The organism is Streptomyces sp. NPDC045778 (assembly GCF_056431945.1).
In genome coordinates this window covers 440,055-454,306 of sequence record NZ_JBWKJZ010000001.1, presented here as the reverse complement: position 1 = coordinate 454,306, position 14,252 = coordinate 440,055, and the positions used below count along the sequence as shown (strand labels likewise).

14 protein-coding genes are annotated in these 14,252 nt (G+C 72.5%); 7 read left to right on the top strand and 7 right to left on the bottom strand.

What is annotated here, in order from left to right; genetic code table 11:
- The first annotated feature begins 3 nt into the window (after positions 1–3).
- Complete coding sequence (locus AC07GB_RS01980) at positions 4–777, top strand: class I SAM-dependent methyltransferase (RefSeq protein ID WP_478841271.1); 774 nt, start codon at positions 4–6, stop codon at positions 775–777.
- Positions 778–872: 95 nt separating this feature from the next.
- Here the strand turns inward: AC07GB_RS01980 and AC07GB_RS01975 are convergent, their stop codons facing one another.
- The 3 genes from AC07GB_RS01975 to AC07GB_RS01965 all read right to left on the bottom strand — a co-directional run bounded on the left by AC07GB_RS01975 (position 873) and on the right by AC07GB_RS01965 (position 3,652).
- Entirely contained in the window at positions 873–1,634 is a 762-nt protein-coding gene (locus AC07GB_RS01975) for an amino acid ABC transporter ATP-binding protein (protein WP_478841270.1), read from the bottom strand.
- Positions 1,631–2,578, bottom strand: a complete 948-nt coding sequence (locus AC07GB_RS01970) for an amino acid ABC transporter permease (protein ID WP_478841269.1) — start codon at positions 2,576–2,578, stop codon at positions 1,631–1,633. Before AC07GB_RS01970 ends, AC07GB_RS01975 begins: the two co-directional genes overlap by 4 nt.
- Positions 2,579–2,686: 108 nt before the next feature.
- Positions 2,687–3,652 (bottom strand): ABC transporter substrate-binding protein, encoded by a 966-nt coding sequence (locus AC07GB_RS01965; RefSeq protein WP_478841268.1) that lies wholly within the window; start codon positions 3,650–3,652, stop codon positions 2,687–2,689.
- A 600-nt stretch (positions 3,653–4,252) separates the two neighbouring features.
- Between AC07GB_RS01965 and AC07GB_RS01960 the strand changes: the two genes are divergently transcribed.
- The 4 genes from AC07GB_RS01960 to AC07GB_RS01945 all read left to right on the top strand — a co-directional run bounded on the left by AC07GB_RS01960 (position 4,253) and on the right by AC07GB_RS01945 (position 7,881).
- Positions 4,253–5,473, top strand: coding sequence for an NAD(P)-dependent malic enzyme (locus AC07GB_RS01960; protein ID WP_478841267.1), 1,221 nt, complete (start codon positions 4,253–4,255; stop codon positions 5,471–5,473).
- A 514-nt stretch (positions 5,474–5,987) separates the two neighbouring features.
- On the top strand, positions 5,988–6,950 hold the full coding sequence (locus AC07GB_RS01955) for a zinc-binding dehydrogenase (RefSeq protein ID WP_478841266.1): 963 nt from the start codon (positions 5,988–5,990) through the stop codon (positions 6,948–6,950).
- A gap of 167 nt (positions 6,951–7,117) precedes the next feature.
- Entirely contained in the window at positions 7,118–7,327 is a 210-nt protein-coding gene (locus AC07GB_RS01950; RefSeq protein ID WP_030687611.1) for a helix-turn-helix domain-containing protein, read from the top strand.
- The gene (locus tag AC07GB_RS01945) at positions 7,327–7,881 is read left to right on the top strand and encodes a Clp protease N-terminal domain-containing protein (protein ID WP_478841265.1); all 555 of its coding nucleotides are present in this window, start codon (positions 7,327–7,329) and stop codon (positions 7,879–7,881) included. Before AC07GB_RS01950 ends, AC07GB_RS01945 begins: the two co-directional genes overlap by 1 nt.
- 117 nt (positions 7,882–7,998) lie before the next feature.
- Here AC07GB_RS01945 and AC07GB_RS01940 read toward each other — a convergent pair whose 3' ends face one another.
- On the bottom strand, positions 7,999–9,297 hold the full coding sequence (locus AC07GB_RS01940) for a PadR family transcriptional regulator (protein ID WP_478841264.1): 1,299 nt from the start codon (positions 9,295–9,297) through the stop codon (positions 7,999–8,001).
- Between the two features lies 1 nt (position 9,298).
- Positions 9,299–10,264, bottom strand: a complete 966-nt coding sequence (locus AC07GB_RS01935; protein WP_478841263.1) for a DUF4097 family beta strand repeat-containing protein — start codon at positions 10,262–10,264, stop codon at positions 9,299–9,301.
- 273 nt (positions 10,265–10,537) lie between these two features.
- On the opposite strand from AC07GB_RS01935, the gene AC07GB_RS01930 reads away from it, so the two are divergent.
- Complete coding sequence (locus tag AC07GB_RS01930; RefSeq protein ID WP_478841262.1) at positions 10,538–11,389, top strand: hypothetical protein; 852 nt, start codon at positions 10,538–10,540, stop codon at positions 11,387–11,389.
- A 124-nt stretch (positions 11,390–11,513) separates the two neighbouring features.
- On the opposite strand, the gene AC07GB_RS01925 is transcribed toward AC07GB_RS01930, so the two are convergent.
- Positions 11,514–12,128 (bottom strand): TetR/AcrR family transcriptional regulator, encoded by a 615-nt coding sequence (locus AC07GB_RS01925; protein WP_478841261.1) that lies wholly within the window; start codon positions 12,126–12,128, stop codon positions 11,514–11,516.
- Positions 12,129–12,230: 102 nt separating this feature from the next.
- On the opposite strand from AC07GB_RS01925, the gene AC07GB_RS01920 reads away from it, so the two are divergent.
- Complete coding sequence (locus AC07GB_RS01920) at positions 12,231–13,160, top strand: TIGR03620 family F420-dependent LLM class oxidoreductase (protein WP_478841260.1); 930 nt, start codon at positions 12,231–12,233, stop codon at positions 13,158–13,160.
- On the opposite strand, the gene erm is transcribed toward AC07GB_RS01920, so the two are convergent.
- Positions 13,134–13,952: a 23S ribosomal RNA methyltransferase Erm gene (gene erm, locus AC07GB_RS01915; protein ID WP_478841259.1), complete on the bottom strand. Its 819-nt coding sequence runs from the start codon at positions 13,950–13,952 to the stop codon at positions 13,134–13,136. The two genes, AC07GB_RS01920 and erm, sit on opposite strands and share 27 nt — an antisense overlap.
- Positions 13,953–14,252: the final 300 nt, after the last annotated feature.

Below are 14,252 nucleotides of genomic sequence, written 5' to 3'. Positions count from 1 at the left end.
CCGGTGACGGAAACGGCTAGCGGTACGGGTTTCGGAACCGACTGGCGTGCCTGGCAGGAGAGCTGGGACCGGCAGCAGGAGTGGTACATGCCGGACCGCGAGGAGCGGTTCCGCGTCATGCTCGACATGGTGGAGGCCCTCGTCGGCCCCGAGCCCCGGGTCCTCGACCTCGCGTGCGGCACGGGCAGCATCACCGCCCGGCTCCTGGAGCGGTTCCCCAAGGCCACCAGCGTCGGTGTCGACCTCGACCCGGCCCTGCTCGCCATCGCCGAGGGCACCTTCGCGGGCGACGACCGGGTGACCTTCGTGACCGCGGACCTCAAGGACCCGGACTGGGCCGCGCAGCTCCCGCACGACTCCTACGACGCCGTGCTCACGGCCACCGCCCTGCACTGGCTGTTCAGCGAGCCGCTGGCCGCGCTCTACCACCAGGTCGGCAAGCTCGTGCGCGACGGCGGCGTCTTCCTCAACGCCGACCACATGCCCGACCCGACGACGCCGCGCCTCAACGCCGCCGACCGCGAGCAGCGCCACGCCCGCCAGGCCGCGGCCCGGGCCGCGGGCGTCCTGGACTGGGCGGACTGGTGGGCGCTCGCCGCGCAGGACCCGGTGCTCGCGGGCCCCACGGCCAAGCGCTTCGAGATCTACGGCGAGCACGCGGACGGCGACACCCCGCCCGCCGAGTGGCACGCCCGCACCCTGCGCGAGGCGGGCTTCGCGGAGGCCCGCACGGTGTGGTCGTCGCCGTCGGACGGGATGGTCCTAGGGCTGAAGTAGGGACTTCGCGGGCTCGGCGGGAAGGGGCGGTCGGGGTCCACCAGGATCCCGGCCGCCCCTTCCCGCCGTGAGGGCCGCGGTGCCCGTGGAGGGCGCTACAGCACCTTCGACAGGAACGACTTCGTCCGCTCGTGCTGCGGGTCCGTCAGGACGTCCCTCGGGTTCCCGGACTCGACCACCACGCCGCCGTCCATGAACACGAGGCTGTCGCCGACCTCGCGCGCGAAGCCCATCTCGTGCGTGACGACGACCATCGTCATGCCGGACTCGGCCAGGTCGCGCATCACGTCGAGCACGTCACCCACCAGCTCCGGGTCGAGCGCCGACGTCGGCTCGTCGAACAGCATCAGCTTCGGGTCCATCGCGAGGGCGCGGGCGATGGCCACGCGCTGCTGCTGGCCGCCGGAGAGCTGCGAGGGGTAGTTCTTCGCCTTGTCGGCGAGCCCGACCCGCTCCAGGAGCTGCCCCGCGCGCTCCCGCGCCGCCGCCTTGGGCTGGCCCTTGACCTGGACCGGCGCCTCCATGACGTTCTCCAGGGCCGTCATGTGCGGGAAGAGGTTGAAGCGCTGGAAGACCATGCCGATGTCCCGGCGCTTCATCGCGACTTCGCTGTCCTTCAGCTCGTACAGCTTGTCGCCCTTCTGCCGGTAGCCGACCAGGTCCCCGTCGACGTACAGCCGTCCGGCGTTGACCTTCTCCAGGTGGTTGATGCAGCGCAGGAACGTCGACTTGCCGGAGCCGGAGGGGCCGATGAGGCAGAACACCTCGCCGGACTTGACCTCCAGGTCGATGCCCTTGAGGACCTCTACGTGGCCGAACGACTTGTGGACGTTCTCGGCCTTCACCATGGCGGTCATCGGATCTCTCCCCTCGGGCCGCTCAGCGAGAGCAGGTTGGCCTTGACCTTCTGCATCGGCGTGGGCGGCAGGCTGCGCGAGGAGCCTCGCGCGTAGTACCGCTCCAGGTAGTACTGGCCGACGCTGAGGACCGACGTCATGATCAGGTACCAGGTGGCGGCGAGGAGGAGAGCCTCGACCGTGGCGCCCGACGAGGTGCCGATGTCCTGGGCGTAGCGCAGCAGCTCGTAGTACTGGACGGCCGCCACCAGGGAGGTCGTCTTCAGCATGTTGATGACCTCGTTGCCCGTCGGCGGCACGATCACGCGCATCGCCTGCGGGATGATGATGCGCCGCAGCGTCTTGCCGTGGCTCATGCCGAGCGCCTGCGAGGCCTCCGTCTGGCCCTCGTCGACCGAGAGCAGACCGGCGCGGCAGATCTCCGCCATGTACGCCGCCTCGTTCAGGCCGAGGCCGAGGAGCGCCGTCAGGAACGGCGTCATGAAGTCCGACCACTCGTCCTGGTAGACCGGCCCGAGGTTGATGTACTCGAAGACGAAGCCCAGGTTGAACCAGACGAAGAGCTGGACCAGGACCGGCGTACCCCGGAAGAACCAGATGTAGAACCACGCGATCGACGAGGTCACCGGGTTCTTCGACAGGCGCATCACCGAGAGGAGCACGCCGCCCACGACACCGATGAGCATCGAGAGGACCGTGAGGATCAGCGTCTCGCGGACACCCTTGAGGATGCGCTCGTCGAAGAAGTTGTCGGGGATGGCGTCCCAGTTGATGTCGCCCTGGGAGAAGGCGTAGATGATCGCGCCGAGTACGCCGACGGCGAGCACGCCGGCCACGTACCGGCCGTAGTGCCGCACGGGGATGGCCTTGATGGCCTCCGGGGCGGAGCGTGGCGGCTCGTCCTTGGGGCCGGGCGAGCCCGACTTGGTGATGTCCGTTGTCACGGGTGGTGCCTTTCAGCGACGAGGTGTGACGAGGGGTGCGGCAGGACGGGGGCCTGTCGCGGGGTGGCCGCGGCCGCTACCGGGCCGCGGCGGGCGGTCGGGTGCCGCTCACTTGCCGCCGTTGACCTTGGCTTCCTTGACCGCGCCGGCCTCGACGCCCCACTCCTTGATGATCTTTTCGTACTGGCCGTTCGCGATGATCGCGTTGAGCGCGGCCTTGATCGCGTCGCGCAGCTTGGCGTTGTCCTTGGAGACCGCGATGCCGTACGGGGCCGCTTCCACCTGGTCGCCCACGAGCTGGAAGTCCTTGCCGCCGCCGGAGGTCTTCACCGCGTACGCCGCGACCGGGAAGTCCGACGAACCCGCGTCCGCGCCGCCCGAACGCAGCCGGGTCTGGGCCTGCTGGTCGTTGTCGAACGACTCGATGGAGATCTTCTTGCCGCCCTTGCACTTCTTCGACTCGGCCTTGGCCATGTCGTGCGAGACGGTGCCGCGCTGGACCACGATCTTCTTGCCGCACAGGTCGGACCAGGTCTCGATGCCCTGGTCCTCGCCCTTCTTGGTGTAGATCGAGACGCCCGCGGTGAAGTAGTCGACGAAGTCGACGCCCTTGCCGACCTTCTTGCCGGTCTCCTCGTCGATGCCCTCCTGGCGGTTCTTGGTGTCCGTCATCGCCGACATCGCGATGTCGTAGCGCTTGGAGCGCAGGCCGCCGAGCAGGGTGTCGAAGGTGCCGTTGTCGAACTGGAAGTCCACGCCGAGCTGCTTGCCCATGGCCTCGGCGATGTCCGGGTCGATGCCGACCGTCTCACCGCTCTTGTCCTTGAACTCGACCGGCGGGTAGGCGATGTCCGAGCCCACCTTGATGACGCCCTTGTTGCGGATGTTCGCGGGGAGCATGTCGGAGAGCGGCGCGTCGACGACCTTCTTGCCGCCGTCGCCCTTCTTGTTGTCCCGCTGGTCGCCGCATCCGGTCAGGAGCAGCGAGCCGGCGACCGCGATCGCGCCGACAGCGACGATCCGGGACTTCGCGGACTTCGCGGCGGTCGTGCGACGAGTGGTGCCTGCGGTCATAGGGGTCCTCCGGCGGATGGGGAGTAGCCATGGGTCTGACATGGGGTCGTGCACACACCGTCGTGCACACACCTTCGGGTGTCGCGACCTCGTGTGATGGTGCATCTTGCCATTCGGACCGTCCGATTCTGGGGGCCGGAGATGTCAAAATCGGATAACGGGCGATCCGTGGATCACAACGGCCCGGTCCACCCTGCTCATTGACGGGGCAGGGTGAAGCGGTGGCAAACACCGGATAACCACCCAATCTCGCTATGCGAACCCGCCGAACGGACCTTTGGCCCACAGCGGGACGAATCCCCGGCCTCCGCTCGCCCGCCCCGGGCTGGAAACCCGCCGTTCACATGGGGCTGCGACAGATATGGCTCGTCGGCGGCAGGAAGCATCCGGTAGAAAAGACGGTTACACCCCTCATCCGGGGCCAGGGCGCGTGTGCGGCGCGCCCGCGCGTCCGTTACGTACCTCCCGTACCGCTTCGCCGACAGGCGGAGGGTCGCGGGCCGCGAGGCCCGGGGCCTTGGCACGGACGCGGTTCCCGCCCCACTTCTCCACCAGGAAGTGGTCCACCCTCAACCATGAACACTTAAGGGGTCAGACACAGTGGCAGCGGAGATCGTCAATCCTCGCAGCGACAGCGGTACGAATACCGGTCACGAAGGCGCCGAAGAGCCCTTCGATCCGGCCTTCGCCCTGCACCGCGGCGGGAAGATGGCCGTGCAGGCAACCGTCCCGGTGCGGGACAAGGACGACCTGTCCCTCGCGTACACGCCCGGTGTGGCCAAGGTGTGCAGCGCCATCGCGGAGCAGCCGGACCTCGTCCACGACTACACCTGGAAGTCGAACGTCGTCGCCGTCGTCACCGACGGCACGGCCGTGCTCGGCCTCGGGGACATCGGGGCGGAGGCCTCCCTTCCGGTGATGGAGGGCAAGGCCATCCTCTTCAAGCAGTTCGGCGGCGTCGACGCCGTGCCGATCGCCCTCGGCACCACCGACACGGACGAGATCATCGACACCGTGGTGCGGCTCGCGCCCTCCTTCGGCGGGGTGAACCTGGAGGACATCTCCGCGCCGCGCTGCTTCGAGATCGAGCGGCGCCTCCAGGAGCGGCTCGACATCCCGGTCTTCCACGACGACCAGCACGGCACGGCCGTCGTCACCCTCGCCGCGCTGCGCAACGCGGCGCGGCTCACCGACCGGACGCTCGGCGACCTGCGCGCCGTGATCTCCGGCGCGGGTGCCGCGGGCGTCGCCATCGCGAAGTTCCTCCTCGAAGCCGGGCTCGGTGACGTCGCGGTCGCGGACCGCAAGGGCATCGTCAGCCGGGACCGCGACGACCTCACCCCGGTCAAGCGGGAGCTGGCGGAGCTGACGAACAAGGCGGGGCTGAGCGGTTCCCTGGAGAGCGCCCTCGCCGGCGCCGACGTGTTCATCGGCGTGTCCGGCGGTACGGTCCCCGAGGCCGCTGTGGCTTCGATGGCGCCGAACTCGTTCGTGTTCGCGATGGCCAACCCGAACCCCGAGGTGCACCCGGACATCGCCCACAAGTACGCCGCAGTGGTGGCGACGGGCCGTTCGGACTACCCGAACCAGATCAACAACGTCCTCGCCTTCCCCGGCATCTTCGCGGGCGCGCTCCAGGTGCGGGCCTCCCGGATCACCGAGGGCATGAAGATCGCGGCGGCCGACGCGCTGGCCGACGTGGTCGGGGACGAGCTGTCCGCCGCGTATGTGATCCCGTCCCCGTTCGACGAGCGGGTCGCGCCCGCGGTCACCGCGGCGGTCGCCGCGGCGGCCCGGGCCGAAGGGGTTGCCCGGCGCTGACGCTGGGGCCCCACCCTGCTTCGCGGGGTGGGGCCTTGCGGTTGCTTCGCGGGGTGGGACTTGTGTTTCCCTCGGTCTGCTACTGCTGGGGGTGTCGGCCGGCGGGGTGCGGCTGGTGCGGGGCCGGGGGTCAGGGGCCTGGAGGCCGGGCTGGGGGCTGTCGGTGTACCCGGCGCCGGTGGGCGGGACGCGCTGTCCCGCCGGGGCCGTGGGGTGCGGGGGCTGGGGGCTGGGGGCTTGCTCGGCGTCGCGGTGTGGGTCCGGTGGTCCGGGGCGGGGCCAGGGGCCCGGGAGCCGGGTCGGCGTGCCCGGCGCCGGTGGGCGGGACGGGCTGTCCCGCCGGGGCCGGGGGGTGTGGGGCCTGGAGGCCGGGGGCCGCTCGGGGGCGTGGTGTGGGTCCGGCGGTCCGGGAGCGGAAGCGCGGCGGGGTCCGGCGGTCCGGGAGTGGGGGCGCGGTGTGGGTCACACCCGTGTGCCGTTCCCAAGGTCCGGAGGCCGGACTACGGTCGGCGCCATGTTCGCTGCCTACGCCGCCCGCATCGACTCCACGCACCCCCTCAACGGCCTTGAGCTGGGTGACCGACCCGCCCCCGAGCCCCGCCCCGGCTGGTCCACCGTGAACGTCAAGGCCGCCTCCCTCAACCACCACGACCTGTGGTCCCTGCGCGGAGTCGGCCTCGACCAGGACAAGCTCCCGATGATCCTCGGCTGTGACGCGGCCGGAGTCGACGAGGACGGCAACGAAGTCGTCCTGCACTCCGTCATCGGCCAGTCCGGCCACGGCGTCGGCCCTCATGAGCGCCGGACCATCCTCACCGAGAAGTACCAGGGCACCTTCGCCGAGCAGGTCTCCGTCCCCACCTGGAACGTCCTGCCCAAGCCCGCGGGCCTCTCCTTCGCCGAGGCCGCCTGCCTGCCCACGGCCTGGCTCACCGCCTATCGCATGCTGTTCACCAACGCGGGCGTACGCCCCGGCGACTCGGTCCTCGTCCAGGGCGCGGGCGGCGGCGTCGCGACCGCCGCGATCGTGCTCGGCAGGGCGGCGGGCCTCAAGGTCTTCGCCACCAGCCGGGACGAGGCCAAGCGCAAGCGGGCCGTGGAGCTGGGCGCGGTGGAGGCGCTGCCCGCGGGCGCGCGGCTGCCGCAGCGGGTCGACGCCGTCATCGAGACGGTCGGCGCCGCCACCTGGACGCACTCGATCAAGTCGCTCCGCCCCGGCGGCACCCTGGTGATCTCCGGCGCCACCACCGGAGACCGCCCCTCGCACGCCGAGCTGACCCGCGTCTTCTTCCTGGAACTGCGCATCGTCGGCTCCACGATGGGCACGAAGGACGAACTCGAAGACCTGCTCGCGTTCTGCGCCAACACCGGCGTGCGGCCCGTCATCGACGAGATCCTGCCGCTGGACCGCGCGCGGGAGGGCTTCGAGCGTCTGGAGGCGGGTGAGCAGTTCGGCAAGATCGTGCTGACGGTCTGAGCCCCCCGAAGCCTCCCCCCGTCTGCCCGTCTGCCCGTCTGCCCGTCTGCCCGTCTGCCCGTCTGCCCGTCTGCCCGTCTGGATCGTCTGGATCGTCTGGATCGTCTGCCCACCCTTGCGTCAACCAGGGTTGACGCAAGGGTGGGCGTCAACCTACGTTGACATGTATGACCGAAGCAACGGATCTCGCCGAGCGCGCGGGTGACCGCGATCCACGGGTCGGGCTACGTGCCGTCACGGCGCTGCGGCGCCTCGTGGAGCAGCTCGAAGCCGTCCAGGTGCGCAGCGCCCGCCAGCAGGGCTGGTCGTGGCAGGAGATCGCCGCCGAGCTGGGCGTGAGCAGGCAGGCCGTGCACAAGAAGTACGGGAGGCAGTGATGTTCGAGCGATTCACGAGGCATGCCCGGGCCGTGGTGACCGGCGCGGTCGAGCACGCCGAGCGGCAGGGCGCCGACTTCATCGACGACAGTCACCTGCTGCTGGCCCTGCTCGACGGGCAGGGCAGCCGCGGCTCCTTCGCCCTTGCGGCGCTGGGGGCCGACCGGCGGCGCGACGACATCGCCGAGGCGCTGGCCGCGGCCCGCCGTCGTGGCGGTCTCACCCAGGCGGACACCGAGGCGCTCGCCGGGCTCGGCATCGACGTGGAGGAGATCGTCTCCCGCGTCGAGGAGGCCCATGGCGCGGGTGCCCTCGCGAGTGCCGGAGCGGGCCGGGGGCGCAGGGGGATCAGCTCCAAGCTCGGCCACCGGGGCTTCACCCGGGACGCCAAGGACACGCTGGAGCGGGCCCTGCGGATCGCTACGGCGCGGCGGGAACGCACCATCGGCGACGAGCACATCCTGTTCGCCCTGACGTCCCGCCCCGGCATCGTGGCGGAGGTGCTCGGCGACCGGGGCGTGACGCGTGAGGCGCTGGAGCGGGTGCTGGCGTAGGCCCGGGGGCCCGGGGCCTGGGGGCGCGGAGGGCTACCGGGGCGTGGGTCCGGCCGGCCCCGGTGCCTCAACGCCCTGGGTGCCCGGCCGCCCCGGGGCCCGGGTGGCTGCCACGCGTCAGGCCTTGGGCAGATGCAGTATCGCCGTGACGTGGGCCGCCGCTTCCGACAGGTGGCGGCGGGCTTCGCGGAGCTGGTCCGGGGTGACGCCGTGGTCGCGGGCCGCGTCGCGGACGTCGTCGCGGAGGCGGTCGAGGAGCCGCTCCAGGTCACGCGCGGGGTCCGCGCCCGGCGTCTCCTCCTGGGCCCAGTCCGGCAGGTACTCCACCGGCACCCGGTCCCGCGGCGGCGTGAACACGGGGCCCGGCGTGGCCGCCTTGGCGTGCTCGGCGGCCTGGTCCCGCGCGGCCGCGTCTTCCCGTCCGGGTACTTTGCCCGTGCCGGAAGCGCTGCCCGCGGGGGACGCCTCGTCCGTGGCGGAGGTCCTGCCCGCGTGGGACTCCGGTCCTGTGGCCGGCCCCCGGCCCGCGCCGGACGCCTTGCGCATGTCGGGGCCCTCGCCCGGCTCGGACGTCCGCTCCTGCCCGACCGCGCTGTCGTGCTCGGTGGTCTTGCCGCGCTTGCCCTCCGGGTCGCCGAAGCCGAAGTCCATGAAGTCCTTGCCGAACTCCCTGCCGAAGTCGCCGACCTCCTTGGCCAGCTCGGCGAGCCCTTCGCGCACCCCTGTCGGCCAGTCGCCGCGCGCGAAGTGCTCCTGCACATGGTCCTGCACCCGCTGGGCCATGCGCTGCCACTCCTCCCGCGCCTCCTCCTGCGCCTGCTCCCGGGCGTCCCGGGCCTGGCGGCGGGCCCGCTGGGCCTCCTCGCGGGCCCGGCGGCTCTCGTCCTTGGCGCGCCGCGCCTGCTCCTTCCACTCCTGCCGGGCGCGGCGGACCTCCTCCTTCGCCTGGCGCCAGCCCTCGCTGTCCGTCCACGCGCCGTCGAAGAGGTCGCCGATGCCCGAGTGGCCCCCGCCGGTCCTGCCCGCCGTCCGGGCCTGCTGGGCCGCCGCCCGCATCTCGCGCCGCAGCTCGCCCGCCGCGCCCTGCACGCCGTCGCGGATCTCGGCGGCCAGCTCGGCCACCGACTCGCGGATCTCCAGCTCCAGGTCGGCCAGCTCGCCGCTGCGGCCGGCCAGCTCGGCGCGGCCCGCGTCCGTGATCGAGTAGACCTTCCGGCCGCCTTCCGTGGTGTGGGTGACCAGACCCTCCGCCTCCAGCTTGGCCAGGCGGGGGTAGACGGTGCCCGCCGATGGCGCGTACAGGCCCTGGAAGCGCTCTTCGAGGAGGCGGATCACCTCATAGCCGTGGCGCGGGGCCTCGTCCAGGAGCTTGAGCAGATACAGGCGCAGACGGCCGTGGGCGAACACGGGGGGCATCTCAGAGCACCTTCTTGTCGGTCGGGGCGTCGGGGGCGGTGTCCGCCTCCGGGGCGCCGGTCGGGGTCTCGGTCGCGGCGTCGGCCGGGGGAGCCGATGACGGGGTGCCCGCAGGGGCGGAGTCCCACGGTGGCCCGTCGGCCTCGTACCGATCTTCCTCTACCGCTGGTCTGCGCAGAAGCGCGATCGAACCGGAGACCGTCGTCGCCTTGAGCCGGCCGCCGCCGGAGCCGAGCCTGCCCGTGATCTTCTTCGCGCCCCACTGGCCACTGATCCTGAGATCCTCGAAGTCGCTGGAGACCGAGCCGCTCGTGGTGTCCGCCTCCACGTCCGCGTGCGCCGGGTGGGGCAGCCGGATGGCGATCTCCCCCGAGACGCTGCTGAGTCCGATGTCGGCCGGACCGCCGACCGGGTCCAGGTCCAGGATCATCGAGCCGCTCACCGATTCGGCCCGAACGGAGGACCCCGCTCCGTCGAAGACGGTCAGGTCGCCCGAGACCGAGTTGAACCGCAGCTCCCCGGTGATGCCCTGGGCCTCGACGGCACCCGAGACCGTCTCGGCCCGGACCGGCCCGGTCAGGCCGACCAGGGTCGTGTCGCCCGAGATGCTCCGCACCTCCGCCCGGCCCTCGATCCCCGTGACCACCGCGCCCGCACCGATCACACCCACCTCGACCTGGGTCCCGGCCGGAACGGCGAGGGACACCACCGCGCTGCGGCGCGCGCCCTTGGGGATGAGCCAACCGAGGAGTCCCTTCCAGGGCAGGTCCTCGTACACGACGGAGAGCGTGCCGTCCGACTGCCTCACGCTCAGCGGCGGTCCCGAGATCTCGGACACCTCCAGTCTCGCCGTGTCGTCGTCCGTGCCCACCACGTTCACCGCGCCGCTCACGACGCGGACGCGCAGGCGCCTCACGGACGCGTCGAACGTCAGCTTCCTGGGCTCATCGACGGACCACTTCGGCATGGTGTCTGACCTCCTTGAGCGGCGAGCAGCTCGGACGCAACGCGCCATATCGCATCCTCGACTAGACACGATATATCGCGGATACGGAAAGTCAAGATGTATTTCCTCGCCGAAAACGGACGCTCCGGCTCATGCCGTGGCCCGCGCCCTGTCCGGCGTCGCGCCTCGTGCTCTCCCCCGCCGGAAGCGGACGTCGCCGTTCATCCGCCGCGGGCGGCATCGGACGCCGCAGGCCCGAGCGCCAAACGCCATGGTTTGTCCTAGCGTGGGGCCATGCCCTCCGAGCCGACCCCCGCCCACGCGACGGACTCCGCCGACGCCGCCTCGTCTCCTGGCGCGCTGCTGCTCTGCCGGGCCCGGCCGGACTCCGTGGAGACGGTCGCCCAACTGCTGCGCGAGCCGATGCTGCTGGCGCCCGCGGGCCCGGAGTGGAGCGTGCTCGTGCCCGAGGGCAAGCCGTGGCTGGAGGGCGGTGAGCCGGTCGACAGTGTGCTCGCCGGATGGGCCACCGCGCTCGCCGTCGGCTCGCCGTGGCCGGTTCTGGCGCTCTGGTGGGACGCCGACCGCTCCGGTTACACGCTCGCGGCGGGCTTCCGGCGGACGGTCGGCTATGTCTGGCTGGCGAACGGCACTCCGGTCGGCGAGGACGAGGCGATGCGGACGTTCGCCGCCCGGCTCGGTCTCGATCCGGTGCTCGACATGCAGGCCCTGGACACGCTGACTCGCCCCGACTCGGAGGCCGACGCGCGGGCCCGGCTGCGCGGCCTCATCGCGGTCCTCACGCGCGTGGGAGTCGACCTGCCGCCCGGCCTGGGCCCCGGCGAACCGGCCGACCGGCTGCGGGAAGCGGCCCGTGTCCTGGACGGCGTGCGGCAGGTCGAGTGGTCGGGCTGGCGCGACGCGGTGCGCGCCGAACTCGACGCGGTGGAGAGCGGTCCGCTGGGCCCCTGGCTGCGCGGGCCGCGGGCGCGTGCCCTGGCCGGTGCCCAGCTCGCGGCAGGCGTCCCGCTGCTCGCCTGGTCCCTGCGGCGCCGCGGCGGTGGCGGCTGGGCGGTGGCGGGCCTCGTCCTCGTGGCGCACGGGGCGCTGGGGTTCGCGTACGACCGTGCGAGGGAACGGGACTAACCGCTGACGGCAGGGCGGCCGGCCCGACGTCCTGGCGGGGCGCCGGCCCGGCGTCGGCGTGCTCCACCGAGCGGCGTCGCGCCTCAGCGGGCGCGTCGTACCGAGTCAGCGTGCGCGTGCCGAGTCAGCCCGCCCGTACCGCGTCGAGCACCAAGTCGAGCAGCCGGTCCGGCCTTCGCGGGTCCTCCGGTGCCGGCCCGTCCGCGCGTGCCGTCGACAGGGCGATGCCGACGACCAGGTGGAGCAGGTCGGAGGGGCTCAGGTCGGGGCGTGCCGTGCCCGCGAGCTGGGCGCGGGCGAGGAGTGCCGCCACGGCGTCGTGGACGCGCTGGTGGCAGTCGATGCCGAGGGCGCCCGACTCCTCCAGCTGTTCGAGCAGCAGGGCGCCGCCGAGGCCTTGGTTCACGCGCGCGTGGACGAGGAATGCGCGCAGCCACTCCACGAGGGCGTCGTACGCCGAGTCCGCCGCCAGGAGGTCGTCCGCGCGGCCGCACAGGGTGTCGATGCGGTCCTTCAGGACGGCCGCCAGCAGTTCGGGGCGCCCGGAGAAGTTGCGGTACAGCGTGCCGGGCCCGACGCCCGCGCGGCGGGCGATGTCGTTGAGGGACGCCTCGGGCCCCGCTTCCGCGAAGGCCTCCCGCGCGGCGGCGACGATGCGCTCGCGGTTGCGGACGGCGTCCGCGCGCGGGGCGCGGCCGTGGGTCGTGGTGGCGGTCGTCCGCCTTGAAGGCTCGGTCATCTCTGCGTCCAGAGGATCGGGGTAGCTGTCCGGAGAACTTCTCCGTATCGTACCTCCACGAGAATCCGGAGAGGCTCTCCGGTAATGACGAGAGGTGGCGACATGCGGGGACTGCACGGGGCGGACGGGCTCGGGCGGGTCGGCGTCTGGACCTTCGCCTTCGAAGGCCAGCCCGCGGGGCGGGTACGCGAGGCGGTCGCCGAGATCGAGGAACTGGGCTACGGGGCGCTCTGGTACGGAGAGGCGTTCGGCCGCGACACGGTGGGACAGGCCTGGCTGCTGCTCTCCGCCACGCGCCGCCTCCCGGTCGCCTCCGGGATCGCCAGCATCGCCTACCGCGAGCCACTCGCCATGGCCAACGCCGAGCGCACCCTCGGGGAGGCATTCCCCGGGCGGTACATCCTCGGGCTCGGCGGACACCGGGTCGACGACACGGCCATCGAGGTGGACGGCTATCGCGTACCCGCGCGTGGGAGGGCGGTGGCGACCATGAGGGCCTATCTGGACGCCATGGACGCGGCGCCGGCGCATGGGCCGGTGCCCGATCCCGCCCCCCACCGGCTGCTCGCCGCGCTGGGCCCGAGGATGCTGGGGCTCGCGGCGGAGCGCACCGCTGGAGCGCACACGTACTTCGTGTCCGTGGACCACACCGCGCGCGCCCGCGCGGCCCTCGGGCCCGACGCGTTCCTCGGGGTGGAGCAGGCCGTCGTCCTCGACACGGACCGGACGCGGGCCCGCGCGGTGGCCGAGGAGCATGTGGCCGGGTACGCGCGTGTGCCCCATCAGGTGGCGAGCCTGCGGCGGCTCGGGTTCGGCGACGAGGACCTGCCGCCGGCCGGACCGAGCCGCAGGCTCGTCGACGCGATCGTTGCCTACGGGGATGCCGATGCCCTCCACGCGCGCGTACGGGACCACCTCGCCGCCGGGGCGGACCACGTGTGTGTCCAGGTTCTGACGGCCGACGGGGCGTTCCCGCTGCGCGAGTGGCGTGAGCTGGCGCCGGTGCTAACGGCGGTGCCCACCCGCCCCTAGGGCGTACAGCTCCGCCCACTGTGGCGCCGTGAGGTCCTTGGGCAGCCGCGCCGGGCCGATGCCGTGACGGCCGAGCCAGGCCTTCACGGCGCGCCGGGGGAGGTCGGGGCAGGAGGTGGCGATGATCTGAGGAAGCCCACGGCCCCGGCCCGTGAACACGCGGTGCACCAGCTCCTGGTAGGCCTTCAGGGCCGCGCGGTCGACGAGCGGGCGGTCGCGGCGGGTGATCGTCAGCAGTCCGCCGTCCACGTTCGGGCGCGGGCGGAACGCCCCTGCGGGAACCCGCCGGGCGAGCGTGAACGCGTACCAGGGCCACCACTGGGCCGTCATCAGCGTGGCCCCGCCGACGCCCGCGCGGCGGCGCGCGACCTCCCACTGGACCAGCAGGACGGCATCCGTCCAGGCCGGTGCGCGCAGGATGCGGCGGAGCATCGGGGTCGTCTCGTGGAAGGGCAGGTTGCCGACCAGGACGTGCGGCGTCGACGGCGTCGCGTAGCGCAGGAAGTCGGCGGTGACGATCGTGGTCGAATGGTTCGTACGGCGGGCCAGTCGCGCGGCGCGACGGGCGTCGATCTCGATGCCCGTCAGGCTGCGGCCGAGCCCCTGGAGAGGCAGCGTGAGCGCGCCGTCGCCCGTGCCGATCTCGACGATCGGGCCCTGGGTGCGGGCCACGAGGTCGACGAAGGCGTCGATCGTGGCCCGGTCGGTGAGGAAGTTCTGGCCGAGTTCATGGCGGCCGTGACGGTGCGTGGGGGTGGTGTGGTGCGGGCGAGTGGTGTGGTGCGTGCGCACAGGGACTCCGCGGCTTCGAGGTGAGCCGGGCAGCACGACGTGCCGCTCGGCGCTGACGCGCTGAAGCGGCGGAGCGTTCCGTTCCTGATGACCACCGGGGACGCGAGGTGGGCCCCGGTGGCGCGGGAGAGTCCGACCGCCGCTACGGGCGGCGGTACCTCGTCACCGCGCAGGCCGCGCTGGGTGCGATTCCACACATGCCCCGCACGGTAGGCCGCCCGCGGGGCGGGCGGCAAACGGTTTTCGGAGCCGGGCGGCCCGGGGCGCCTCGCCGGAACGGGCGCGCCCGGCTGTTGATCG